Annotated in this window: 22 protein-coding genes and 1 tRNA gene; 22 read left to right on the forward strand and 1 reads right to left on the reverse strand. The window is 43.8% G+C overall.

The features are described from left to right. Positions 1-173: 173 nt before the first annotated feature. The 9 genes from H8716_RS10070 (at position 174) to H8716_RS10110 (ending at position 11852) form a co-directional block, all read left to right on the forward strand. Positions 174-656 (forward strand): complex I 24 kDa subunit family protein, encoded by a 483-nt coding sequence (locus tag H8716_RS10070; protein WP_117447506.1) that lies wholly within the window; start codon positions 174-176, stop codon positions 654-656. Continuing rightward, positions 653-2521, forward strand: a complete 1869-nt coding sequence (locus H8716_RS10075; RefSeq protein ID WP_249308611.1) for an NADH-quinone oxidoreductase subunit NuoF — start codon at positions 653-655, stop codon at positions 2519-2521. The genes H8716_RS10070 and H8716_RS10075 overlap by 4 nt, the downstream gene beginning before the upstream one ends. Before the next feature lie 97 nt (positions 2522-2618). After that, positions 2619-5357: a formate dehydrogenase subunit alpha gene (gene fdhF, locus H8716_RS10080; RefSeq protein WP_249308614.1), complete on the forward strand. Its 2739-nt coding sequence runs from the start codon at positions 2619-2621 to the stop codon at positions 5355-5357. Positions 5358-5542: 185 nt separating this feature from the next. Then, positions 5543-6928, forward strand: coding sequence for an L-seryl-tRNA(Sec) selenium transferase (gene selA, locus H8716_RS10085; protein WP_249308616.1), 1386 nt, complete (start codon positions 5543-5545; stop codon positions 6926-6928). After that, positions 6925-8838 (forward strand): selenocysteine-specific translation elongation factor, encoded by a 1914-nt coding sequence (selB, locus tag H8716_RS10090; protein ID WP_249308619.1) that lies wholly within the window; start codon positions 6925-6927, stop codon positions 8836-8838. Before selA ends, selB begins: the two co-directional genes overlap by 4 nt. A 59-nt stretch (positions 8839-8897) precedes the next feature. Further along, positions 8898-8994: transfer RNA gene (locus H8716_RS10095), tRNA-Sec, on the forward strand. A gap of 218 nt (positions 8995-9212) precedes the next feature. Then, positions 9213-10253, forward strand: coding sequence for a selenide, water dikinase SelD (gene selD / locus H8716_RS10100; RefSeq protein ID WP_408610890.1), 1041 nt, complete (start codon positions 9213-9215; stop codon positions 10251-10253). 15 nt (positions 10254-10268) lie between these two features. Beyond that, the gene (locus H8716_RS10105) at positions 10269-11303 is read left to right on the forward strand and encodes a zinc-dependent alcohol dehydrogenase (RefSeq protein ID WP_249308621.1); all 1035 of its coding nucleotides are present in this window, start codon (positions 10269-10271) and stop codon (positions 11301-11303) included. A 93-nt stretch (positions 11304-11396) separates the two neighbouring features. After that, the gene (locus H8716_RS10110) at positions 11397-11852 is read left to right on the forward strand and encodes a GNAT family N-acetyltransferase (RefSeq protein ID WP_249308622.1); all 456 of its coding nucleotides are present in this window, start codon (positions 11397-11399) and stop codon (positions 11850-11852) included. Between the two features lie 106 nt (positions 11853-11958). Here the strand turns inward: H8716_RS10110 and H8716_RS10115 are convergent, their stop codons facing one another. Then, positions 11959-12906, reverse strand: a complete 948-nt coding sequence (locus tag H8716_RS10115; protein ID WP_249308624.1) for a selenium metabolism-associated LysR family transcriptional regulator — start codon at positions 12904-12906, stop codon at positions 11959-11961. Between the two features lie 209 nt (positions 12907-13115). Here H8716_RS10115 and H8716_RS10120 point away from each other — a divergent pair, with 209 nt between their 5' ends. The 13 genes from H8716_RS10120 to H8716_RS10180 all read left to right on the forward strand — a co-directional run bounded on the left by H8716_RS10120 (position 13116) and on the right by H8716_RS10180 (position 26774). Then, positions 13116-13892 (forward strand): acyl-CoA dehydratase activase, encoded by a 777-nt coding sequence (locus tag H8716_RS10120; RefSeq protein WP_249308626.1) that lies wholly within the window; start codon positions 13116-13118, stop codon positions 13890-13892. Then, positions 13883-15031 (forward strand): double-cubane-cluster-containing anaerobic reductase, encoded by a 1149-nt coding sequence (locus tag H8716_RS10125; protein WP_249308628.1) that lies wholly within the window; start codon positions 13883-13885, stop codon positions 15029-15031. The genes H8716_RS10120 and H8716_RS10125 overlap by 10 nt, the downstream gene beginning before the upstream one ends. Before the next feature lie 40 nt (positions 15032-15071). Beyond that, positions 15072-15698, forward strand: coding sequence for a sulfurtransferase-like selenium metabolism protein YedF (gene yedF / locus H8716_RS10130; protein ID WP_249308629.1), 627 nt, complete (start codon positions 15072-15074; stop codon positions 15696-15698). Then, positions 15695-16828 carry an aminotransferase class V-fold PLP-dependent enzyme gene (locus H8716_RS10135; RefSeq protein WP_249308630.1) on the forward strand — a complete coding sequence of 378 codons (1134 nt, stop codon included), beginning with the start codon at positions 15695-15697 and terminating at the stop codon, positions 16826-16828. The genes yedF and H8716_RS10135 overlap by 4 nt, the downstream gene beginning before the upstream one ends. Positions 16829-16832: 4 nt before the next feature. After that, positions 16833-17069: a DUF3343 domain-containing protein gene (locus H8716_RS10140; protein WP_249308631.1), complete on the forward strand. Its 237-nt coding sequence runs from the start codon at positions 16833-16835 to the stop codon at positions 17067-17069. Positions 17070-17166: 97 nt separating this feature from the next. After that, positions 17167-19872, forward strand: a complete 2706-nt coding sequence (gene fdhF, locus H8716_RS10145) for a formate dehydrogenase subunit alpha (RefSeq protein ID WP_249308632.1) — start codon at positions 17167-17169, stop codon at positions 19870-19872. 223 nt (positions 19873-20095) lie between these two features. Further along, a complete protein-coding gene (locus H8716_RS10150; protein ID WP_249308633.1) occupies positions 20096-21121 on the forward strand; it encodes a molybdopterin-binding protein in 1026 nt (341 codons plus the stop codon). 2 nt (positions 21122-21123) lie between these two features. Next, on the forward strand, positions 21124-22329 hold the full coding sequence (locus H8716_RS10155; protein WP_249308634.1) for a molybdopterin molybdotransferase MoeA: 1206 nt from the start codon (positions 21124-21126) through the stop codon (positions 22327-22329). A gap of 72 nt (positions 22330-22401) precedes the next feature. Next, positions 22402-22938 (forward strand): molybdopterin-guanine dinucleotide biosynthesis protein B, encoded by a 537-nt coding sequence (gene mobB, locus H8716_RS10160; protein WP_249308635.1) that lies wholly within the window; start codon positions 22402-22404, stop codon positions 22936-22938. Positions 22939-23033: 95 nt separating this feature from the next. Next, positions 23034-24002 (forward strand): LysR family transcriptional regulator, encoded by a 969-nt coding sequence (locus H8716_RS10165; protein WP_249308637.1) that lies wholly within the window; start codon positions 23034-23036, stop codon positions 24000-24002. Positions 24003-24117: 115 nt separating this feature from the next. Next, entirely contained in the window at positions 24118-24996 is an 879-nt protein-coding gene (modA, locus tag H8716_RS10170) for a molybdate ABC transporter substrate-binding protein (RefSeq protein ID WP_330606561.1), read from the forward strand. A 24-nt stretch (positions 24997-25020) separates the two neighbouring features. Then, positions 25021-25698 (forward strand): molybdate ABC transporter permease subunit, encoded by a 678-nt coding sequence (gene modB / locus H8716_RS10175; RefSeq protein ID WP_249308639.1) that lies wholly within the window; start codon positions 25021-25023, stop codon positions 25696-25698. Positions 25699-25709: 11 nt separating this feature from the next. Continuing rightward, complete coding sequence (locus H8716_RS10180) at positions 25710-26774, forward strand: sulfate/molybdate ABC transporter ATP-binding protein (RefSeq protein WP_249308642.1); 1065 nt, start codon at positions 25710-25712, stop codon at positions 26772-26774. Positions 26775-26820 lie beyond the last annotated feature (46 nt).

Consider the following 26820-nt stretch of genomic DNA (forward strand, 5'->3'; position numbering starts at 1 on the left):
AAGCTGTTTTTTGGTTAGCAAAGGAAAACCGACTTGTTTTGCAAAAATAACAAAAAATATACAAAGGAACAGTGATAAATTGTTAAAAAATGACATGAAGTATTGCTCAGAAAAAAAAAATCATGTATAATATAGAAAAATGCGGTAAAAGAACACTAAAAGGAGGTAAAAGAATGTTAGACCAGTCATACTATGAAAAGGCAGATGAGATCATCGCTTTGTACGGTCCAAAGTCCGCTTCACTGATTCCAATTATGCAGGATATTCAGGCGGAATACCGTTATCTGCCGGGAGAACTGCTGAACTATGTCGCAGACAAGATTGGAGTAACAAGAGCAAGAGCATACAGTGTTGCAACCTTTTATGAGAACTTTTCTTTTGATGCAAAAGGAAAATATGTCATCAAAGTTTGTGACGGTACAGCCTGTCATGTTCGTAAATCTCAGCCGGTAAAGGATGCAATCATGAAAGAACTGGGGCTTGAGGGAAAGAAGTGCACTACAGATGATATGCTCTTTACAGTAGAGACAGTATCTTGTCTTGGTGCCTGTGGACTTGCTCCGACCATGATGGTAAATGAGGACGTTCATCCGAAGATGACACCGGACAAAGCGGTAAAATTAATCAGAGAATTAAGAGAGGAGAATAAGGCATGAGTATTACAAGCAAAGAAGATCTGTTAAAGAAACAGACAGAAGCTCAGGAAAAAATAGATTCCTATACCTGCCGTATTCTTGTCTGTTGCGGTACCGGATGTGTTGCTTCCGGTTCTATGAAGATTTATGAAGAGATGAAAAGACTCTGTGCGGATCTGGACGGAGTGGAGGTTGTAGCCCAGAAAGATGTTCCGCATATCGGTATTGCAAAAACCGGATGTCAGGGACTTTGTGAACTGGGACCTCTGGTTCGTATCGAACCACAGCATCTTCAGTACGTACATGTACAGATAGAAGACTGTAAAGAAATCATAGAAAAAACGGTATTAAAGGGTGAGCCAATTGAGAGATTGTTCTACAAGCATGATGAAAAACCATGTGAACATCCGGAAGATATCCCTTTCTTAAATCAGCAGACCAGAATCGTTCTGGAACACTGTGGCAATATCGATGCAGAATCTATCGATGAATATATTGCAGCAGGTGGATTCCAGGCAGTTGTGAAGGCATTTTTTGAGATGACACCGGAAGAAGTTGTAGAAGAGATTACCAAATCCGGTATTCGAGGACGAGGCGGTGCCGGTTTCCCAATGGGAAAGAAATGGAGCCAGGTAGCCCGTATACAGTCTGATATAAAATATGTAGTATGTAACGGTGATGAAGGTGACCCAGGTGCATTCATGGATGGTTCCGTAATGGAAGGTGACCCATATAAGCTGATGGAAGGTATGATCATCGCTGCTTATGCAGTAGGTGCCAAAGATGGTTACATTTATGTGCGTGCAGAGTACCCGTTATCTGTAGCAAGATTAAAACTGGCCATTACACAGGCAGAAGAATATGGATTGTTAGGTGATAATATTCTTGGTTCCGGTGTGGATTTCCACTTACATATCAACCGCGGTGCAGGAGCTTTCGTATGTGGTGAAGGTTCCGCTCTGACAGCATCCATTGAAGGTAAACGTGGTATGCCTCGTGTAAAACCACCTCGTACCGTTGAAAAAGGTCTGTGGGAGAAACCTACGGTATTGAATAACGTAGAGACTTATGCGAATGTAGCAAGAATTATTCTGGACGGAGCAGACTGGTACCGTACAATTGGTACAGAAGGAAGTACCGGAACGAAGACTTTCTCACTGACAGGTGCCATTGAAAATACCGGACTGATCGAGGTTCCGATGGGAACGACTCTTCGTCATATTATTTATGATATCGGCGGCGGTATTAAGAAAGGTGCAGCATTTAAAGCGGTACAGATCGGCGGACCATCCGGTGGATGTCTGGTAGAAAAGCATCTGGACGAACCGTTGGATTTTGACTCTGTTAAGAAGTTTAATGCCATCATCGGTTCCGGTGGACTGGTAGTTATGGATGAGAATACCTGTATGGTAGACGTAGCCAAGTTCTTCATGGGATTCACGCAGAGAGAATCCTGCGGTAAATGTGGTCCTTGCCGTATCGGTACGAAGCGTATGCTGGAGCTTTTGAATAAGATCACCAGAGGAGAAGGCAAGATGGAGGATCTGGATAAGCTGGAAGAGACAGCGAAATTTATTCAGTCTCGTTCACTTTGTGGTCTTGGCAAGAGTGCACCGCTTCCGGTTATCAGTACGATGCAGAACTTCCGTCATGAATATGAAGAACATATTCTGGAAAACAAATGTCGCGCACATGTCTGCGAAGCTATGAAAGTATATACGATTGATCCGGATAAGTGTAAGGGATGTACTAAGTGTGCAAGAAACTGTCCGGTTAATGCCATCACGGGAGAAAAGAAAGAACCACATACCATTGATCAGACCAAGTGTATCAAGTGTGGTACCTGTATGGATAACTGCTCATTTGGAGCAATTTCTATTAAATAATGATACCAGGGTCAAAAGATCGGAATTCACTTAAGCCTGTGCATGGGTGAAAGATCTGGTGACCCTGTGTCAATAAAAGAAAAAGAAGGAGGCACGTATGGTTCGATTAACAATTGACGGCTTTCCCGTTGAAGTCGAAAAAGGAACGACCATACTTCATGCGGCAGAGAAGTTAGGAATCAAGATCCCGACATTATGTTATATAGAGGATCTTCTTCCGGACGGCTCATGTCGTATGTGTGTGGTAGAAGTAAAAAACAACGGCAGAACAAAAATTGATACGGCCTGTACGCTTCAGGTATCAGAGGGTGACGAAGTACTGACTATGTCTGAAAAAGTAATTGAATCCAGAAGAATGACACTGGATCTTCTTTTATCAGATCATAATGTACATTGTTTCTCCTGTGAAGCAAACGGCAACTGTAAGCTGCAGGACTACGCTTATGAATATGGCGTATCAGAGACTAGCTATGAAGGCGCAAAAAGCGGTGGAGAAATTGATGACAGTAATAAGTTTTTCCGCTATGATCCAAATCTTTGTATTCTCTGTCATAGATGTGTCAACACATGTACTCAGCTGGTAGGACGTGGTGCTATTGATACAATGGAACGTGGATTCCAGTCCATTATCGGAAATGGAGAGGGTCTCTGGGCAGACGGAACCTGTGAATCCTGCGGTAACTGTGTACAGGCATGTCCGACCGGTGCATTGGTAATGAAACGCACAAACAAGTATCGTCCTTATCAGGCACAGAAGAGAGTGCGTACAACCTGTCCGCATTGTGCAACAGGATGTCAGATGGATCTGATTGTAAAAGATGGAAAGATCGTGGATGTGGAAGGTGCAGATGGACCATCCAACCATGGATTACTTTGTGTAAAGGGCAGAAGCGGATCTTTTGACTTTGTAGATCATAAGACAAGAATCCGTCAGCCATTAATTAAGAATCATGAGACCGGAGAATTCGAGGAAGCATCCTGGGATGACGCTCTGGATCTGGTAGCAAATAAGTTCACAGAACTGAAAAATCAATACGGAGGTGACGCGCTGGCCGGTTTTGCCTGCTCACGTTCTACCAATGAAGATATTTATATGCTTCAGAAAATGGTAAGAACAGTGTTTGAAAGCAACAATACCGATAACTGCGCGCGCGTTTGACACGCTCCTACTGTTGCCGGTTTGGCAACCACTTTAGGCTCAGGAGCCATGACAAATACGATTTACGATATCACCCGTGAATCGGATGCTATTTTATTAGTAGGATCCAATCCGGAAGAAGCTCATCCGGTACTTGGAATGCAGCTGCGTCAGGCAGTGCAGCGCGGAGCAAGACTGATTGTAGTAGATCCGCGTGATATTGATATTGCAAAGAAGGCAGAAATTCATTTGAAATTGAAGCCTGGAACAAATGTGGCATTTGCCAATGGCATGATGCACATATTTATTGAAGAAAATCTGATTGACCAGAAGTTTATCGAGGAACGTACAGAGAACTTTGAGGCTATGAAGGAAATGGTGAAAGATTATACACCGGAACGAGTAGCTGAGATCTGTAACATTGATGCTGATGACCTGCGTAGAGCCGCAAGAATCTATGCGACAGCAGAGCGTGCACCGATTATGTATTGTCTGGGCGTTACGGAACATCATACCGGTACAGAAGGCGTTATGTCTATGGCGAACATGGCTATGATGGTAGGAAAGCTTGGAAAACGCGGATGTGGTGTGAACCCGATTCGTGGTCAGAACAATGTACAGGGTGCCTGTGATATGGGTGCTTCACCAAATCAGTTCCCTGGTTACCAGAATATTGATAAACCTGGTATACTTGAAAAATTTGAAAAGGCATGGGGCGTGAAACTGAATCCGAAGATCGGAACCAAAGCTACCGATTGTTTCCCGAAGATGGTTACCGGTGAGATCAAAGGTCTGTTTATTTTCGGAGAAGATCCGGTTCGTACCGATCCGAATACTCATCATGTCATCAAATGTCTGTCTTCCCTGGATTTCCTTGTTGTGGATGAATTGTTCATGACAGAGACTGCGAAACTTGCAGATGTAATTTTACCGGGAAGATCTTATGCAGAAAAAGAAGGAACCTTTACAAATACCGAACGTCGTGTACAGCGTGTGCGTAAGGCAGTAGAGATTAAAGGTAATACCAAACCGGATACCTGGATCTTTACAGAGATTATGAGAAGAATGGGATATCCACAGCCATATCTTACTCCTGCACAGATTATGGATGAGATTGCATCCGTGACACCATCCTTTGCAGGAATCAGCCATGAAAGACTGGATAGTGAAGAAGTGGCCGGAAAAGGACTGCAGTGGCCATGTACCGCGAAGGATCATCCTGGTACAGAAATCATGCATGTGGGCAAGTTCGCAAGAGGACTGGGATATTTCCGTCCGGCAGCTTATACACCGTCCATGGAACTTCCGGATGAAGAGTATCCGCTGATCATGATGACCGGACGTATTTTGTATCATTATAATGCCTGTGCGATGACGGATAAGACAGAGGAGATCAATGAGATTGCTCATACCTCTTTTATCGAGATCAATACAGAAGATGCCGAGCGTCTTGGTATTGCAGACAGAGAAGTGGTATCTGTTGCTTCCAGAAGAGGAGAAATTCAGGCAGAAGCCCGTGTATCCGAAAAGACGAATCCGGGTGAATGCTGGATGCCATTCCACTATCTTGGCGGTGCAAACTGGATTACCAGTGATGCGCTGGATTCTATTTCCAGTACACCGGAATATAAAGTCTGTGCTGTAAAGGTGAAGAAAATAAATGAATGCGCAGGATGCTCAGAGTGTTGCTGCGAATAAAAAGAAAAAGTAACTGATCAGTTACGATAAAAGTACATAACTGCCGCATTGAGAAGAGTTCGGATGGAAGATCATCCTGAAAGTATCGATACGGCAGTTTGTCTTAATTGGAGAAGACTTTTAAAATTGGAAAAGTAAAGTTTCCTCCAATTAGGACAAAGGAAAGAAGAAAACGGAGAAAAAAGATGGATAAAAGAGCGATTCTTCGAAGTATCCCAAATATGAATGAATTACTGGAAGATAAAAAGATCCGTGAATTTCAGGAACGGATTGGAAGTGAGCAGTTAAAAAAAGCAATTCGAAATATTTTGGAACAGGTACGTTCTGAGATCATAGAAGGAAAAACAGAAAATGCGATAAATGAGAATCACTTAAAAGAGAGGATCGGAAAGCAGCTGGAAAAACTGACAGAGCCTGATATGAAAAAAGTAATCAATGCCACTGGAACGATTCTGCACACGAATTTGGGACGCGCACCGATCAGTAAAGAACACATACAGCAGATTCTTTGTATGGCATCCGGTTATTCGAATCTGGAGTATGATCTGGATAAGGGACACAGAGGAGAGCGATATTCACATTTTGACGAATTATTATGCAGGTTAACAGGTGCAGAGGCGGCGATGGCAGTCAATAACAATGCAGCGGCAGTTTTGTTAATGCTCAGTGCCCTTGGAAAAGAAAAAGAAGCCATTGTATCCCGTGGTGAACTGGTGGAAATCGGAGGAAAGTTCCGAATCCCGGATGTGATGGAGCAAAGCGGGACTATTTTAAAAGAAGTGGGAACCACCAATAAGACACATCTGGAAGACTATGAAAAGGCGATTACCGAAGAAACAGGTATGATTTTGAAAGTACATACCAGCAATTATCAGATTGTAGGTTTTACGGAATCAGTAGAGATCCAGCGTCTGGCAGCATTGGGAAGAGAGCATGGGATACCGGTTCTGGCAGATCTTGGAAGCGGTGTATTACTTTCAATGGAAAAATATGGACTGCCACACGAACCTACCGTTCAGGAAATGATTCAGGCAGGTGCAGATCTGGTATCTTTCAGCGGAGATAAACTGCTTGGGGGGCCTCAGGCAGGCATTATCGTTGGCAAGAAAAAATATATGGATATATTAAAAAAGCATCCATTGACGAGAGCGCTGCGGATTGATAAATTTACAGCAGCGGCACTGGAATTAACACTGCGGGAATATCTGAATCCGAAAAATGCGTTAAGCAATCTTCCGGCACTGAAAATGATTGCAAAGACAGCAGAAGATATCAGAAAGGATGCAAATGAGCTGTGTCAGATGATGCAGGAGAAAGAACTGCCCTTTGAAATCGGTGTAGAACCATGTGAATCTCAGATTGGGGGAGGTGCATTCCCAACTGCGAACTTAAGTGGATATGCGGTAGTTTTGACTTGTAAGCAGAAAAAATGCCAGGATATCGTAGATGCGATGGAACAGCTGCCGGTTCCTGTTATATGCAGATGCCAGAAAGATCAGATCATTCTGGATGTGAGGACATTAGAAAAAGAAGACATGGAAATCATTGTGAGAGAATTGGAGCTTTTATGAAACATATCATCATTGGAACAGCAGGTCATATCGACCACGGAAAGACAACATTAATCAAAGCATTAACCGGATGCAATACGGACCGTTGGAAGGAAGAGCAGGAACGCGGGATTACCATTGACCTGGGATTTGCGTTTTTTGATCTTCCAAATGGAGATCGGGCGGGGATCGTAGATGTGCCTGGACATGAGAAGTTTATACACAATATGGTTGCCGGAGTAGTTGGCATGGATATGGTGCTTCTGGTTATCGCTGCGGATGAGGGAATTATGCCTCAGACGAAGGAGCATATGGATATTTTACATCTTCTGGGCATTCAGAAGTGTATCGTCGTTTTAAATAAGATGGATCTGGTGGATGAGGAATGGCTGGAACTGATGGAAGAAGAAGTGAGAGACCAGCTGCAGGATACGTTTTTAAAGGATGCACCTGTTGTAAAGGTATCTTCTGTAACAGGAGAAGGATTAAAAGAACTGACAGATGCGATTGTAAAAATGGAAACATCTGAGGTACAGGAAAAAGAGATTCATACGATTCCAAGACTTCCGATTGACCGGGTTTTTACCATTTCGGGATTTGGGACAATTGTCACCGGAACTTTGATTTCCGGCATAATCCGTAAAGATGATACTTTGCAGCTTTACCCGTGGAATGCCCCATGCAAAGTACGGAATATCCAGGTACATGGAAAAAATGTAGATGAATGCAGTGCAGGACAGCGTGTAGCTGTGAATCTGACTGGTATAAAAAAGGAAGATATCAGCCGGGGAGATGTACTGGCTTCACCGAACAGCATGAAGGGTACGACCTTGCTGGATGTAAAGCTGAAGATTTTAAAAGACAGTAATCGAATTGTAAAGAATCGGAGCAGGCTGCATTTATTTACCGGAACCAGCGAAGTGCTCTGTCGTGCAATTTTATTGGATCGTGATGAATTAAAGGCAGGAGAGGAGTGTTTTGCACAGCTTCGTCTGGAACAGGAACTGGCACTTCGAAAAGGAGACAGATTTGTGGTTCGTTTTTATTCTCCGATGGAGACAATTGGGGGTGGAGAAGTGCTGGAGCCAAATCCAAAGGCCAAGAGAAGGTTCAAGGAAGCAGCGTTGGAAGAACTGCGGCGTAAAGAAGCAGGTTCTTCTGTGGATGTGGTACAGATGCATGTGAAATCACACAGAGATACGCTGATTACCATAACGGAACTGGCAAAATTAACTGCTCTGTCGGAAGAGGAAATACGTCAGGACGTATCGGAACTGGAAGATGGATCAGAAGCTTTGGTATTCCCAATGAAAAAGGATACCTATGTCTGGATGCGGGACGATGAGTTATATCTTCAGGATCAGATTAAGGCAGAACTGAAAAAATACCATCATAAATTCCCATATCGTCATGGTATAAAAAAGGCTGAGATTCAGACAAAATACATGAAAAAAATCAAACCTGTGGTTGCAGCTAAAATATTTGAACACTGGGAGACAGAAGAGAGTATTATTTCCAGCGGCGAGTATTTACACTTGCCGGAATTTGAAATTTTGAAAGATGCGAGATATGAGGGATGCAGAAAACTTTTGCTGAATTCTTTCGAAAAAGCAGAATATCAATTTATAAAACTCTCAGAAACAGATGTCGAGAAAGAGTATGCTGATATGGGAGAAGATATTCTTTTACTCCTGCGAGAAGAGAATCAGGTTGTTCGTTTAAGTGAAGATGCATATACGGTAAAATCATTGTTGGAAACGGCAGCAGAGAAAATACGGGAAGTGGTTCAGCAACAGCCGGTGATTACCATCTCAGAAGTGCGAGATCTGTTCTCGACCAGCCGAAAAAATGCAAAACTGATACTGGAATATACGGATGGTCAGAGAATCACCAGGAATACAGGAGCAGAGAGTGAGTGGAAGGCATACTGAGTAAGTAAGAAATAAGTTGCTATTTTAAGATACTTGTGATAAAATGAAATGATAAAAATGGGAGTAGATAGGTGCTGGTGTGCCTCCTGGTCTTCAAAACCTGTGATAGCGGTTAACTCCCGCTTAGGTGGGTTCGATTCCCACATACTTCCGCCAGAAAGTGATCGGTCTCTTGTAAAAGAGACCGTTTTTTGAACGCAGATAAGCATTCCCCCCCGCTTCAAGTGCGCGGAGCACTAAGCGGCGGGTGAGGGGGATGCTTCTGTCAGTGAGAGCCTTCAGCTCCCACTGACAGATCGCGAAGCGACTGCGTTCATGAGCAAGCAGCGAAGCGGATTGCGAATATCCGTTTGACTAGAAAGAAGGTGGCAGTTATGAATCATCAGTATAAATTGACAGCGATGACAGCAAAGGGTGGTTGAGCGTCCAAACAGGGACCTGAGGTACTCAGGCAAATATTGGGAAAGCTTCCGGAACAGCATTGTGAACCACTTTTGGTTGGTTTTGGTTCCAGTGATGATGCGGCTGTTTATCAGATGAATAAGGATCAGGCTCTAATTCAGACCATTGATTTTTTCCCGCCACCAGTAGATGATCCGTATCTTTTTGGACAGATTGCAGCAGCGAATGCTTTGAGTGATGTCTATGCCATGGGCGGAAGACCGGTACTGGCACTAAACCTTCTTGCATTTCCATCTTGTTTGGATCCAAAATGTATACAGGAAATTTTGAGAGGTGGCTATGAAAAAGTAGCTGAGTCCGGAGCTGTGGTGGCAGGAGGGCATACTATTGAGGATAATGAACCAAAGTACGGACTGTCAGTATCCGGTGTAGTACATCCGGCAAAAATCTGGAGAAACGATACAGCTCAGGAAGACGATGTACTGATCTTGACCAAGCCAATAGGAACAGGAATCTATGCACTGGCATCTAGAGGAGGTCTGTTGAATGAAGCAGAAGAATCAGAAATGCTGAAATGGATGACTTTGCTAAATCGTCAGGCATGTGAGGTGTTTAGCCAGTTTACCGTTCACGCCTGTACTGATGTTACAGGGTTTGGACTTCTCGGACATGTCTGTGAGATGGCAGAAGGAAGTAAAAAAGTGATTCATATTTATGCAGATCAGATCCCGTTTCTTCCAAAGACGGAAGAGATGGCTGTTATGGGAATATTACCATCTGGAGTGTACCAGAATCTGGAATATCTGAATTCTAAAGTGCGTTTTTCATCTACGGTATCACAATGGAAACGAGATGCATTGATGGATCCGCAGACGTCTGGGGGACTGTTAGCGGCAATTCCGGCAGATGAAAAAGAAGAATGTCTGCGGATGATGGAAGAAAGAGGCTGTTTTGCCAGAGTAGTAGGAAACATAACAGGGGAATTAGATACTGTTTTGACAGAAGTAGGATAGGAGGATAAGATTACAATGAAGGGTCTGGTAATTTGGAAAGATGGACATGCAAGTCTGGAAGAAATGAAGAAACCGGAGATTGGAGAGTATCAGGCGCTGGTACGAATGACCGCCGGTGCATTATGTGGTACGGATAAAGAAATTATTTATGATAAACTAAAAGGATTTCATAATTATCCTACTGTCCTTGGTCATGAGGGAATTGGCCGTGTGGAAGCAATCGGAAGTAAAGTGAAAAATTTCACCGTAGGAGATAAAATTGTACTTCCATTTCTGGATGATGGAGAAGAATTCTATTCAACCTGGGGCGCCTTTGCAGAGTATGCGGTTATTGGTGATGCTGAGGCAATGCTGGAGGATGGACACACTGTGGGAGACGGTGTGCTGACAGAGGGCAATCTGGGACAGAAGAAGATCCCTGAGGGATTGGATGATGTGGAAGCAGCTATGATTGTCACATATCGTGAAGTGTATTCTACGATGAAGCGTCTTGGTTTCCAGAAGGGAAAAAGCCTGATACTTTATGGCGCAGGTCCGGTAGGTCTTGTATTTATTACTCTGGCAAAATACATGGGACTTTCCCCTGTTATTTGTGTGGATCACACGGAGAAAAAGCTGGAGTCAGCAAGAAAATGTGGTGCGGACTATACACTGAATTTTGACCAGTGTGATGTAACAGAAGAAGTGTTAAAAATCCTTCCAGAAAAAGCAGACATGATTCTGGATGCGGCGGGGGTGCCGGCATTGATCAATCAGAATCTGAAACTGGTGAAGAATTTTGGCGATGTATGTATCTATGGAGAAACAGCCAAAAGCGAATATCTGATTAACTGGGAAGAAGCTCCGTTTTGCTTTAATCTGCGATTTGCCCAGTGGCCGTCGAAGGCAGAAGAAGCAGAGGTGCATGATGAAATCATAGCACTTATAAAGCAGGGCATATTAAAGGGTTCTAATTATATATCGGATGTGTTTGATTTTAAAGACAGTGTAGAGGCAATCGAATACTTCAAAGCTAAGAAAAATATTGGAAAGATTGCAATTCGGTTTTAGGACAGTTTGAAATGCCAGTTATTTCTAATGAAAACAGAGGGCAGGGAATCCATATCCGCTGCTGTATATGTAAAAAACTTGAGGAGAGCAGCTATGAGTATAAGAAGCGCACAGACTAAAGATTTATCAAGAATTGCTGAAATTTTTGTATTCAATAACAGAATCAATTATCTGCCAATATTCAAAGATGAATCCTATTCCTTTGGAGAATTGCAGGTAGTATCGTTCATAGACCAGTATCTGAAAAAGAAAGAAGTATACCAGAACCTTTTTGTATATGATGACGGACTAATCAAAGGATTCCTGCAAATGAAGGGAACAGAAATCTATAAGTTGTATATAGAGCCGTGTTTTCAGAGGGAAGGAATAGGTCATGAACTGATCGAATTTGCCATAAAAGAATTTGGAGCAGATCATCTGTGGGTATTGGAAAAGAATGTAAAAGCAATTGCATTTTACAACAGACATGGATTTTGCTTTACAGGTCAAAAGCAATTTGAGGAAGGCACCACAGAATATGTGATGGAATTGAAGAGAGAAATATTTTAAGATAACGGAAAAATGTGTGGAGGAGAATTCACTGATGAACTGGTCCATTGGACACCAACACGGAGTGCCATCAGGGACAGTAAAAAAGCCATAAACACCGTCCCCATCATCCCACAGGAATATGTACCTTTGGTGAAGTTCGTGGATGTTCCGGTTTTGGACCGTATTTTTCACGGATCACTTCAACAAAAGATCTGGCAGCCGGTGTCAGTACCCGGTTTTTATGATAAACCAGATAGATGGAACGCTTCAGCAGTTCAGAATCCAGATCGAAACTCAAAAGGTATCCGAATTTTTCATAATCTTTTGCAGCAATTTTACTGATAATCGATACACCCAGACCGTGACAGACAGCCTGTTTGATGCTTTCGGTAGAAGGCAGTTCTGTCAGAATATGAAGCTTTTGATCGTCTAGGCCGATGCTTTGAAAAAAAGCGTCGGCTTCTTTGCGTGTTCCGCTTCCCTTCTCACGGAAAATAAATGGGAGATAGCGAAGCTGGCTGACAGGAAGCTTTCCTTTATAGATCTGATAAGCAGGAGTGTTGGGGGTGATCAGAACCAGTTGATCATCCAATAAAGATTCGAAAATACATTTGGAATCAGGGATCTGCATACCGGTAAATCCCAATTCTGCATCGTAATTTTCAATCTGACTTATAACTGCAGAGCTGTCTGCCTGGCGGACAGAAATTTTCAGATCCGGATAACGCACATACATTTCAGTCAATAGCTGCGGCAGCAGATACTGAGAGGGAACTGTGGAGGCAGCTACCGGAAGTTCTCCCTTAATTTCGGTGGCATAAGACTGCATCATCAAGGAGGCCACATCTCTGGTATGCAAAAGTTCTTTGGCATAATCATAGAAAATCTGTCCGGCCTCAGAAAGCAACACTTCTTTGGTGGTACGTAAAATAAGCGGGACACCAAGTTCTGATTCCAGACTTTTGATATGTGCACTGACAGTAGGCTGAGACAGATACATGGCTTTGGCGGCTTTAGAAAAACTCTTATTCTCTGCTACCTGGACAAAAGCTTCCAATTGATGAAAATACATAGGACACCTCTTTTTCGTGCAGGCATAACAGAAGAAAAGACCTGACACTTTATAAATTTGTACATATCATACCATAATTCATAGAAAAAAGCGAGACTATTTATAGATGTAATCTATAAATGCAAAGAAATCATCAGGCATTTGAATTAGACAAAAATACGGTAGATGTTATACTTTTCTTAGAGAAATGACAGTAATGAGGTGAAAAGATGGTGACATTAGGACTGGATTCCGGTTCTGCAACGACGAAAGCAGCAGTATTTGACGGAGAGAAGATCCAGAAAATTTATTTAGAAAAAACATCTGATCGTCCTGGTAAAGTGATCCGTGATATGTACAACCAGTTATATTCCCCGGAGATTGCGATGACGGTAACGACTGGGTATGGCAGAGGGCTTCTTGAACAGGCAGACAGGAAGATTACAGAGATTACCTGTCATGGCGCAGGAGCAGCATACCTGATGCCACAGTGCAGAGCGGTGATTGATATCGGAGGACAGGATTGTAAGGTAATGCTTCTGGATGAACAGGGAAAAGTGACAGATTTTCTGATGAACGATAAATGTGCTGCAGGAACAGGAAGATTCATCGAGATGACACTGGGACGGGTTGGAGCCAGGGTAGAAGATCTGGATGAATTTGTCAGGGGTGCCACACCGGAGAAGATCAACAGCATGTGTGCGGTATTTGCGGAAAGTGAGATCGTAGGTCTCCTGGCGCAGGAGAAAAAGGCAGGAGACATTTTACTTGGGTGCCTTCATTCGATTTGTAAGAGAACTGCCATTTTTGCACAGAAGCTGATCCGGGAAAATGAATTGATTTTCTTTTCCGGGGGTCTGTCACAGTCTAAAGTAATCAGAGAAATACTGGAATCCTATATGAAACCGGCGCATATTGTGACACATGAACTGGCTCAGTATACAGGAGCCATTGGTGCAGCAGTATTAGCTTATGAAAAAGCAGGGGGAAAGAAAACATGGAGTTAAGAAAAGAATTACCAGAAGTATTTGAAGAATTTGCAGATGCAAGAAAAAATTCATTCCTGGCAATTAAGAAAATTAAGGATGCAGGAACACCGATCGTAGGTGTGTTCTGTACCTATCTGCCAAGAGAGATCGCCAATGCCATGGGTGCAGCAGTGGTTGGACTTTGTTCCGTATCTGATGAGACCATTCCGGATGCAGAGAAGGATCTGCCAAGAAACCTCTGTCCACTGATCAAATCCAGCTATGGATTTGCGAAGACAGATAAATGCCCGTTCTTCTATTTTTCCGATCTGGTTGTGGGTGAGACTACCTGTGACGGAAAAAAGAAAATGTATGAAATGCTGGCAGAGTTTAAACCGGTTCATGTGGTACAGCTGCCGAATAGCCAGACGGAAGATGGATACGAATTATACCGCAAAGAACTGATCCGTTTCAAAGAAGCACTGGAAGAAAAATTTGAAGTAAAGATTACAGAAGAAGCCATTGCAAAAGAAATCAAAAAGAGAAACGGCATCAATCGTGCGCTGACCAGACTGCAGTATACAATGGCACAGGATCCGGCTCCGGTTATGGGCCTGGATATTATCAATACGGTATATGGTTCTGGTTTTCAGATGAACTTGGATACACTGGAAGAGACCATTGATGCGGTAACGGATAAGATTGAAAAAGAATATCAGGAAGGTAAGAACGTTGGGAAGAAGCCACGAATCCTGGTAACCGGTTCTCCGTCCGGTGGAGCTGCACTGAAGGTTATCCGTGCCATTGAAGAAAATGGTGGTGTAGTAGTTTGTTTTGAAAACTGTACCGGTATGAAGCCGCTGGCAGAAGTAGATGAAGAAAATCCAGATGTGTACGATGCACTTTCCAGAAAATATTTAAGTATCGGATGTTCCTGTATGTCTCCGAATAAAGCAAGAATGGAACTTCTGGAGAAACTGATCAAAGATTTTAAGGTAGATGCAGTGGTAGATCTGGTACTGCAGGCCTGTCATACCTACAATGTAGAGACAGCCATGGTGAAGAAGCTGGTAAAAGATAAGATGGGAATTCCATATACCGTTGTTGAAACAGATTATTCCCAGGCAGATGTGGGACAGATTCAGACAAGAATGTCAGCATTTATTGAAATGCTATAAGTAATAGTCAGATTTCGAAATAAAAGGAGATGCAAGTATTATGGTAACAATTAACGCAATGGGTGATACCTGCCCGATCCCGGTCATCAAGACACAGAATGCCATTAAGGCACTGACAAAAGCAGAAGAAGTAGAGGTACTGGTAGACAATGAAGTGGCAGTACAGAATCTGACGAAACTGGCAGGAAGCCTTGGCTGTGAAGTGAAATCTGAGAAAAAAGCAGAAAAAGAATACCGTGTTGTGATCACAGTAACAGAAGATAAGTTACAGGGACAGGCAGATGAGAAGAAAGAAGAAACAGCAGAAGCGGCCTGCGTTCCAGATGCCAGAGATAACACAGTGGTTGTGATTTCATCTGACAAAATGGGTGAGGGAGAAGAAGAACTGGGTAAAGTCCTGATCAAAGGTTATATCTATGCACTGACTCAGCTGGAGACACTGCCAAAGACCATTTTATTCTATAACAAGGGTGCTTATTTGACCTGTGAAGGATCTGCATCACTGGAAGATCTGAAGTCTCTGGAAGCGCAGGGCGTGGAGATATTTACCTGTGGAACCTGCCTGAATTACTACGGACTGTCTGAGAAGCTTCAGGTAGGAAGTGTTACGAACATGTATGTAATCGCAGATACTATGGCAAAAGCCAGTAAGGTAGTGAAACCATGATTTATCTGGATAATGCAGCCACTACACTGCATAAGCCGGAAGGAGTGGCAGAGGCCATGACTATGGCGTTGACTTCCATGGGCAACTCTGGAAGGGGCGCCCATGAAGCTACTTTGGATGCATCCAGAATGATCTATGGTACCAGAGAAAAGCTGGCAGAGCTGTTTCATATTCCAGATCCCATGCGGATTGCCTTTACCTGTAATGCCACAGAAAGCCTGAACATAGCTATACAGGGAATATTGAATCCGGGAGATCATGTAATAACCAGTGTGTGTGAACATAATTCCGTACTGCGGCCGGTATATCGGATGGCAAAACAGGGAGTGACCTACAGTTTGCTTACGGCAGACGAAAAAGGCGTGATGCAGTATGATCAGCTTCCAAAGCTTTTAAAAAAAGAGACTAAGGTGATTGCTGTGACGCACGCATCCAATTTGACCGGTAATGTGACTGATTTGAAAAAAATATCGGATTTTGCAAAGGAAAATGGATTGCTTCTGATTGTGGATGCATCCCAGACAGCCGGATGCATTCCGATTGATGTACAGGATATGGGGATTGATGTTCTCTGTTTCACCGGACATAAGGGTCTGATGGGACCACAGGGAACCGGTGGTATCTATGTACGGGAAGGATTAAGAATTGCATCTCTGAAAGTAGGGGGAAGTGGTGTGAAGAGTTTTGATAAGGAGCATCCGGATACCATGCCGACGGCACTGGAAGCCGGAACCCTAAACGGACCGGGAATTGCAGGTCTTGGAGCTTCTCTATCCTGGATATTGAAGCAAGGCGTAGAGCAGATCCATGAAAAGGAATTATCGCTGGCCAGGCGCTTCTTAAAAGGCATCGCAGAGATCCCGGACATTACAGTATATGGAGATACAGATGCACAGATGCGAACAGCCATTGTATCCCTGAATCTGGGAGACGTGGATTCCGCAGAAGTCAGCGACTGGCTCTGGGAAGATTATGGAATTGCAGTACGTGCAGGTGCTCATTGTGCTCCCCTGATGCATCAGACTCTTGGCACAGAGCAGCAGGGTGCGGTACGGTTCAGCTTTTCCTGTTTTAATACAGAAGAAGAAGTGGACGCAGCAATTCAGGCATTAAAGGAATTACAGGAATAAATTTATGAGAACAAAGAAACTACAACTGGTGATTACATTTTCCAATACACCAGAAGCAATCAAAATGGAAAAATATTGTCAGGAGCATCAGCTTCCGGGAAGGCTAATTCCCATTCCATCTCAGATTACCGCAGGCTGCGGGTTGGCCTGGAAGACGGAACCGGATAGGAAAGAGCAGTTCGTGGAACAGCTGAAGCAGGCGGGACTGTCCTGGGAACAGATGCAGGTAATTGAGTTATAACTGCTGGCCAGAAAGAAAATGACCGCAGTAATGGGGAGGAAGAGATCTTTCTCGGATATAAAATAAAAAACGAAACAAAGTTTGGAAGGAGGATATTATGGTTCATGTAATGATTGACGGCATTCCGGTGGAAGTGGAAAAGGGGACGACCGTTCTTCATGCGGCAAAAAAAGCAGGAATTGAGATCCCAACTCTGTGTTATATTGAGGATCTGATTCCGGACGGATCTTGCCGTCTGTGCGTGGTAGAAGTAAAAAATAATGGCAGAACCAAGATCGACACATCCTGTACCCTGCAGGTATCAGAAGGGGATGAGATCTTTACCAGATCAGAAAAGGTAAGACAGTCCAGAAAACAGACACTGGATCTGCTGTTATCCGATCACAATGTACACTGCTTCTCCTGCGAAGCAAACGGAGACTGCAAACTGCAGGAATATGCATTTGAGTATGGTTTGGAGACCACCAGCTATGAAGGACAGAAGAGTGGTGGCGAGGTAGATGATACGAATAAATTCTTTACCTATGACCCAAGTCTTTGTATTCTGTGCCACAGATGCGTGAATACCTGTAATTATATTGTAGGACGCGGTGCCATTGAGACAATGGAACGTGGATTCCAGTCAGTAATCGGCAATGGAGAAGGTCAGTGGAAAGATGGTATCTGTGAATCCTGCGGTAACTGTGTACAGGCCTGTCCAACCGGTGCGCTGTCCATGAAGCGCAGAAAGAAATACCGTACATATCAGGTAGAAAAAAAGGTACTGACCACCTGTCCACATTGTGCAACCGGATGTCAGTATTACCTTCTGGTAAAAGATGGCAAGATTGTGGATACAGAAGCTTATAATGGACCATCCAACAAAGGTCTGCTTTGTGTAAAGGGACGAAGCGGAAGCTTTGACTTTGTACATCATCCATCCAGAATCACAGATCCATTGATTAAGAATAAAGAAACCGGTGAATTTGAGAAAGCTACCTGGGATGAAGCACTGGATCTGGTTGCATCTAAATTCATGGAGATTAAGAAAAAATACGGCAGTGAATCACTGGCAGGTTTTGCATGTTCCAGATCACCAAACGAAGATATCTACATGGTTCAGAAGATGGTTCGAACCTGTTTCGGCACAAATAATACCGATAACTGTGCCCGTGTATGTCACTCTGCATCGGTAGCAGGTCTGGCTATGACACTGGGATCCGGTGCCATGACCAATCCAATCGAAGATATCACAAAGAAACCAGATGTGATCATGCTGGTAGGTTCCAATCCGGAAGAAGCACATCCGGTAGTGGGCATGCAGATTCGTCAGGCGGTACAGCGTGGATGTAAGCTGATCGTGGTGGATCCGCGTGATATTGGCCTTGCAAAACATGCAGATATCCATCTGAAGTTAAAACCAGGTACCAACGTTGCATTTGCAAATGGTATCATGAATGTGATCATTTCCGAAGGGCTGCAGGATGAAAAGTTCATTGCAGAGAGAACGGAAGGATACGAGAAGATCAAAGAGATCGTAAAAGATTATACACCTGAAAAAGTAGCAGAGATCTGCCATATTGATGCAGAAGATCTGAAGAAAGCAGCTATCATGTATGCGAAAGCAGATATGGCTCCGATTATTTACTGTCTGGGTGTTACGGAACATTCCACCGGTACGGAAGGTGTTATGTCCATGTCAAATATAGCTCTTCTGGTTGGTAAACTGGGTAGAGAAGGTTGTGGTGTCAATCCACTTCGTGGCCAGAACAATGTACAGGGTGCCTGTGATATGGGTGCATCACCGACAGATTTCCCTGGATATCAGAAAGTAGCCAATCCAGAAGTAATTGCCAAATTTGAAAAAGCATGGAATACGAAGTTGAATCCAAATCCAGGACTGCATGCTACGGATGTATTCCCGGCAGCAATCAGGGGAGATGTGAAAGGTCTTTATATTTACGGTGAAGACCCGATTGTTACTGATCCGGATACCCATCATATCATCAAGGCACTGGAGAGCCTGGACTTCTTTGTTATTCAGGAACTGTTTATGACAGAGACTGCCCAGTATGCAGATGTGATTCTTCCGGGTGTCAGCTATGCAGAAAAAGAAGGTACCTTTACGAATACCGAGCGTCGCGTACAGCGTGTGCGCAAGGCAGTAACGATTCCTGGAAATGCAAGACTGGATACGGATATCATCATTGATCTGATGAATCGTATGGGATATCCACAGCCGCATCTTACATCTGCTCAGATTATGGATGAAATTGCATCTGTGACACCATCCTTTGGAGGCATCAGCCATGCACGTCTGGATAGTGAAGAAGTAGGTGGAAGAGGACTTCAGTGGCCATGTCCGACAAAGGACCATCCGGGTACACCGATCATGCATGTGGGCAAGTTCGCAAGAGGTCTGGGATGGTTCTATCCGGCAGAATATGTGCCTTCTGCAGAACTTCCGGATGAAGAATATCCAATCATCCTTATGACCGGACGTATCCTGTATCATTACACCACAAGAGCGATGACAGGAAAGACTCCGGAGCTGATGGAGATAGAAGGAAGTTCATTCATTGAAATGAATGAAGAAGATGCAGCAGAACTTGGAATCAAGAATGGTGACAGAGTTCGACTGACATCCAGAAGAGGACAGATTGAATCCACTGCTCGTGTGGGAAATAAAGTATCCAAGGGAGAATCCTGGATGCCGTTCCACTTCCCGGATGGAAATGCAAACTGGCTGACGAATGCAGCACTGGATAAATATGCAAGAATTCCGGAATATAAAGTTTGCGCAATCAGAATTGAGAAAGCATAAAATGAACACTTAGTTACCGAGAAATAGCCGTTCCTGACTGATATGTACCCCTTTTTACATGGTGCAGGGCGGCTATTTCTTATGCTTGCAGTTGTGTTTTTTTTGTCAATATGTTACAATGATCCCATGCAAATTGTACGGAAATTATGATAACTGTTCCAAAACACTGTGAAAGTGAAGAATATGTCTGATTTCGCAGATGAACGGTAGAAGGAGATCGAACATGAAGTGTATTAAGACAACGGATGCGGTAGGCCATGTGCTTTGCCATGATATTACAAGGATCGTGAAGGATGTGGTGAAGGATACTGCATTCCGTAAGGGACATATTGTGCAGGAAGAGGATATCCCGGTACTGTTATCTCTGGGAAAAGATAACCTGTATGTATGGGAGAAGGATGAGAACACCCTGCATGAGAACGAAGCAGCGCAGATTCTCTGTGATGTCTGTATGAATGAGAATATGCATCCGACCGCAGTAAAAGAGGGAAAGATTGAGCTGATTGCAGACTGTGACGGAGTATTTCAGGTGGATGTGCCAAGGCTGGATGCTATCAATGAGATTGATGAGATTATGATTGCCACCAGACATACGAATTTCCCGGTGAAAAAAGATGACCGTCTTCTGGGAACCCGTGTGATCCCGCTGGTGATTGCCAAAGAAAAAATGGATCTGGTGAAAAAGACAGCGGGAGATCAGCCTTTGGTTTCCCTGACTCCATATAAGAAGAGAAAAGTTGGTATTGTAACTACCGGAAACGAAGTATTTTACGGAAGAATCAAAGATACTTTCACTCCGGTTGTTATCAACAAGCTGGAATCCTACGGTGCAGAGATTCACGGACATATCCTCTGTAACGATGATATGGAAAAGATCACAAAGGCCATTCTGAAGTTAAAAGAAGAAGGGGCAGATATGATTGTATGTACCGGTGGCATGAGCGTAGATCCAGATGACAAGACTCCTGGAGCCATCAAGAATACAGGAGCAAGAATCGTATCTTATGGAGCTCCGGTTCTTCCGGGAGCCATGTTCCTGCTATCCTATCTGGAGGACGGCACACCGGTTATGGGGCTGCCGGGATGCGTCATGTATGCAAAAGCAACTGTTTTTGATCTGGTATTGCCACGAATCATTGCAGGAATCGAAGTGACAAAGAAAGATCTGGCACATATGGGAAATGGTGGATTCTGTCTGGGATGTAAGGAATGTCATTATCCGAATTGCAGCTTTGGAAAAGGGGTGTGATTATGGATAACCTTACTGTGGAGCAGGCACTGGAAGCATTGCTTGCTCATTCAAAGATGATAGAAGAGACAGAAAAAGTACCGGTACTTCAGGCATGGGGAAAGGTGCTTGCAGAAGATATGGTGGCAGAATTGGATAACCCGCCATTTGATAAATCACCGATCGATGGTTATGCCTGCAAATCGGAAGATCTTGTGGGAGCATCCGAGGAACATCCGATTACGTTAAAGGTTCTGGAAGAGATTGATGCAGGACAGTATTCTGAGATAACCGTGGAAAAAGGGCAGGCGGTACGTATTATGACCGGCGCAGCCATCCCAAAGGGCTGTGACTGCTGTGTCCGTCAGGAAGATACCGATTATGGGGAAGATACTGTAAAGATCTTCCATCCGACCAGACAGTGGCAGAATTATTGCTATCAGGGAGAAGATTTTAAAAGAGGAACCGTGCTTCTGAAAAAAGGAACCAGAATCGGATTCGTAGAAGCTGGCATTCTGGCAAGTATGGGAAAAACGGAGGCAAATGTTTACCGTAGAGCAAGAGTAGCTATTTTAACTACCGGAGATGAAGTGATGGCACCGGGACAAAAGCTGCTTCCTGGCAAGATCTATGACTGTAATCAGAGTCTTCTGGCAGCACGTATGGAAGATTTTGGCGTGGAACTGGTAAAATTGGACTCTATCGAAGACCGGCCACAGGCAATGACAAAAGCTATTCAGGATATTGCTCCATCTGTGGATCTGATTATTACCACAGGCGCTGTATCAGTTGGAAAAAAGGATATTATGCACGAAGCACTGGAACTGGCAGGTGCACAGCGCATTTTCTGGCATATTCAGATGAAGCCGGGTATGCCAACTCTTTTTTCTGTGTATCAGGATACCCCGGTAATCAGTCTGTCCGGTAATCCATTTGGTGTGGCGGTATCCGTGGATCTGCTGATTCGCCCAATGCTCCAGAAGATGATGCAGGATGAAGCATTAAAGACCAGAAGGGAAAAATGTGTGTTAAAGAATGAATTTGTAAAAGAAGTTCGTGGGCGCAGATATATCCGTGCCGTTACAGATGGAGAGTCTGTGACCATACCGACAGGATTACATTCCAATGGTGTGCTGGCTACCATGGCAGGCTGTAATTGCCTGATTGAGATGCAGGGTGGAAAGCCGGGAACCAAAGTGGGAGAACTTGCAGAAATAATATTGTTGTAAAAATTGCAGACAAATTCTGCGAAAGAAAACAGAAATGTTCAGGTTATTGACAGAAGAACAGGTAGTAATTATATGGAGAAAGAAAAAAACAAAAAGCAGTTTATTTTGGCGGTCAGCGGTGTGAAAAATTCAGGGAAGACGACATTGATTACAAAGCTCCTGCCGGAACTGAAAAAGCGCGGACTTCAGGTGGCTGTGATCAAGCATGACGGCCATGACTTTGAAGCTGATGTACCGGGTACTGACAGCTGGAAGTATGCGCAGGCCGGGGCTGACGGAACCTGTGTGTTTTCTGCGAAAAAGTATATGGTGGTCAAATATGCACCGGCGCCGTCTGTGGAAGAACTGGTTGGTGCATTTCCAGAAGTGGATGTGATTTTGCTGGAAGGGTTTAAGTATTCAGAATATCCCAAGATCGAAGTGATTCGAAAAGGCAATTCTTCAGAATCAGTATGTGATCCAAAGAACTTACTGGGAATAGTGACAGATCTGACGAAAGCAGAATTGGATGTGAACGGGGAAACGCTGGATATTCCGCTTTTTGGATCGGAAGAGACGGAGCGTCTTACAGACTATTTTCTCAGTAAAATGGTGATAGATAGTAAATAACAGAAAAACATTGAACTGCCGGAAAATAGCAGAAAATATGCAGGATAGTCCAGGCAGCTAAGACGACACAGGATAAGAAAGGAGCAACCGAAATCATGAATGTGGGGGCAGTGATTGTGGCAGCGCAGGATCTGGCACAGGACAAAACAGGAAATGAAGAACTGGAGACCTTTCTTCCCATGCTTTCGGTGGAAGGCACCACAGTAATCAAGCGGGAGATCTATACCTTACGAAAAGCCGGAATATCTCCAATCATAGTAGTGGGCGGTTATCAGGCAGCAGTGTTGAAAAATCATATCAGCCATAACGGAGTAATTTTTTTGGAAGATCCGGAATATGTCTGTCATGACTGGCTGACATCTGCCAGAATTGGGATGGAAGCATCTGCAGAACGATGTGATAAAGTGATACTGCTTCCGGTGGAATGCCCGGCATTTAAGGTAGAAACGCTGGAATTACTGACGGAATGTGAGAGTGATACCTGTCTGTATTATGATGGAGAGCCAGGGAAACTACAGCTTAGAATCAGCAGTCATCTCAAAAGAGATAAAATATCGGAAGAGATATATGAAGATTTGAAATCAGAAGATGGAAGAGATCTGATGCACAGAAAACGAAATATGAAAAATCTGGACACAGATGACTCCGGCATCTTATATGATATTTCCAGACCGGAGCATATCGAAAAGGTGCGAGCCTATATCCGCCAGATACGGGATGCAAAAGCCTTAAGCCTGAAGACCAAAATTGTATTATCCAAGGGTGAAGATTTCTTTGGACCTGGAATCTTTCATCTGCTTCAATACGTGGATGAGACAGGTTCCATACAGGCAGCAGCCAAGAAAATGGGAATGTCGTATTCTAAGTGCTGGAAGTTGTTGAACCGGGCAGAAGAACAGATGGGATTTCCTTTTTTGAACCGGTACAATGGAGGAAAGAACGGTGGAAATTCTACGATTACCGAAGAAGGAAGAGAATTCATGAATCGTTATCATGCCATGCTGGAAGACATGAAGCGGATCAGTCAGAATTTTTTTGACATCTATTTTCAGGATTATCAGTAAATGTATATAAAAAAACAGATCCCTGTTTGTCATAACATTGACAAAACTGACATACAGGGATATAATTTTGCTAGCGAGTGTTTTTTGAAAAAATAACGTGAAGGAGGAAGTTAACATGAATACTTGGAAAAAAGCAGGAGCTTTACTTTTAACAGGAGTAATGGCTTCCGGAATGTGTGTAGGAGTTTACGCAGAGGATCAGACAGATGTTGTTGTATTTGCAGCAGCATCTATGACAGAAACTCTGACAGAGATTCAGGAAATGTATAAAGAGGTAGAACCAAACGTAAATCTGGTATTTACTTTTGATTCTTCAGGAACATTAAAGACACAGATCGAAGAAGGTGCAGACTGTGACCTGTTCATCTCAGCAGCACAGAAACAGATGAACCAGCTGGATATCACAGCAGATCCGTCTGTTAATGAAGATGGGCTCGATTTCATCGATGACACAACCAGAATGGACCTTCTGGAGAATAAAGTCGTTCTGGCGGTACCAGAAAATAATCAGGCGGATATCCAGTCTTTTGAAGATCTGGGAACTGATAAGCTGAACCTGCTTTGCCTTGGCAACGAGGACGTACCAGTAGGTGCTTACTCAGAAGAGATCCTGACCAACCTGGGTATTCTGGATCAGCTGGAAGCAGACAAGAAGATTACCTATGGATCGAACGTAAAAGAAGTTACCACACAGGTCAGCGAAGGCAGCGTTGACGCAGGTATCATCTACGCTACAGATGCTTACTCGGCAGGACTGACAGTCGTAGATCAGGCAGACAGCACACTTTGCAAACAGGTTATCTACCCTGCAGCAGTATTAAAAAATGCAGCACATGCTGACGAAGCAAAAGCATTCCTGGATTACCTGACAACAGAGACCAGCGCTGAAGTATTCGAATCTGTTGGATTTACTATGGTAAAAGCAGATGATGAAGAAGAAACAGAAGCAGTATCTGAAGCAGAATCTGAGACAGCTGCAGAGACAGAATCTTAAGAAAAAGTATGGAGGGAAGAATAGATGGATTGGTTTCCACTGTATAATTCACTTCGTATTGCGGTGATTTCCAGTGTACTGGTATTTTTCTCTGGAATCTTTGCAGCTTACTATATCGCAAAGCTGCATCCGGTGGTGAAAGGTGTGCTGGATGTGATTCTTACCCTTCCAATGGTATTACCACCCACAGTAGTAGGATATTTCATCCTGCTGCTGCTGGGCTCTAAAAGACCGTTTGGAATATGGTTCTACAATACTTTTGGGACTAAGCTGGTTATGAACTGGTATTCAGGCATTTTTGCTGCCACCATCGTGGCATTTCCACTGATGTATCGTACCGCACGTGGTGCTTTTGAGAGTTTTGATGAGACCTTAAGCTATTCTGGTCAGACACTAGGTTTATCCAATACATATATTTTCTGGAAAGTACGCATGCCGGCATGCCGTCAGGGAATTATGGCAGGAACCGTTCTTGCCTTTGCAAGGGCACTGGGAGAGTATGGCGCAACCAGTATGGTGGCTGGATATACACCGGGAAAGACGGCAACCATTTCTACTACGGTATATCAGTTGTGGCGAACCAATGACGATTTGCTGGCATTTAAATGGGTTATGGTAAATATAGCTATCTCAGCAGTCGTGCTTCTGGCGGTAAATATGCTGGAAAAGAAAAATACTGCCGGGAAAAGATCGGCAGGATAGGAGCGGACGAAATGAGACTTTATGTAAAAATAAAAAAGGATTTCGGAAGCTTTATTCTGGATACGGAATTTGAAGCAGATAAGGAAGTGCTGGGAATCCTGGGAGAATCCGGCTGCGGAAAAAGTATGACCCTTCGTTGTATTGCCGGTGTGGTGACACCGGATGAAGGACACATTGAACTGGACGAAACCGTCTTTTTTGACAGCGAAAAAAAGATCAACTTGAAGCCACAGGAACGCCATGTGGGGCTATTGTTTCAGAACTACGCCTTATTCCCGAATATGAATGTGGTGCAAAATCTTCGGGCAGCCTTAAGGGGACAGAAGCTGGGAAAAGAAGAACAGCAGAAGCGCGTTGCAGAGATGATGGCCAAGTTCTATCTGCAGGGGCTGGAACATCACAAGCCGTCCCAGTTGTCCGGTGGACAGCAGCAGCGAGTGGCACTGGCCAGAATATTGCTTACCAGACCGAAAATGCTCATGCTGGATGAGCCTTTCGCTGCACTGGATGAATTCCTGCGATGGAAGCTGGAACTGGAACTGGAGGATGTACTGAAAGAATTCGGTGCAACTACATTGTTCGTATCCCACAATCGTGACGAGATCTATCGGATCTGCGACCGTGTATGTGTGATGAATCAGGGAAAATCCAGTGAACCGGTACCGGTAAAAGAATTGTTTACGACACCGATATCAAGAGAAGCAGCGTATCTCTCAGGATGTAAGAACTTTTCAGATGCAGCCGTAGCAGAAAAAGGAGAAGTTATGGCGCTGGACTGGGGTATTACACTGAAGTGTGATACGACAGGAAAAGAAGATTCCACCAGTGTAGGTATAAGAAGCCATTTCATCCGCCCGGTAACAGAAACCGAGGGACTTATGCGAAATGTATTCTCCTGCAGGATAGAACGTATCATCGAAGATGTTTTTTCTTATATCCTGATCGTGTCTCCCAAAGAAGGAGCACAGATTCGTGTGGATGTATCCAAAGAAGATTGGCTGGAATACCGGGAGCAGGTGCCCGGAGATGAGATCCTCATCGGAATCGAAGAGAAAGATATTATGTTATTGAAATAAATAAAAGACTGAATCGCAACAGACGGTTTGGTCTTTTTTTATGCAA

The organism is Jingyaoa shaoxingensis, assembly GCF_014385005.1.
Lineage (GTDB): Bacteria > Bacillota > Clostridia > Lachnospirales > Lachnospiraceae > Marvinbryantia > Marvinbryantia shaoxingensis.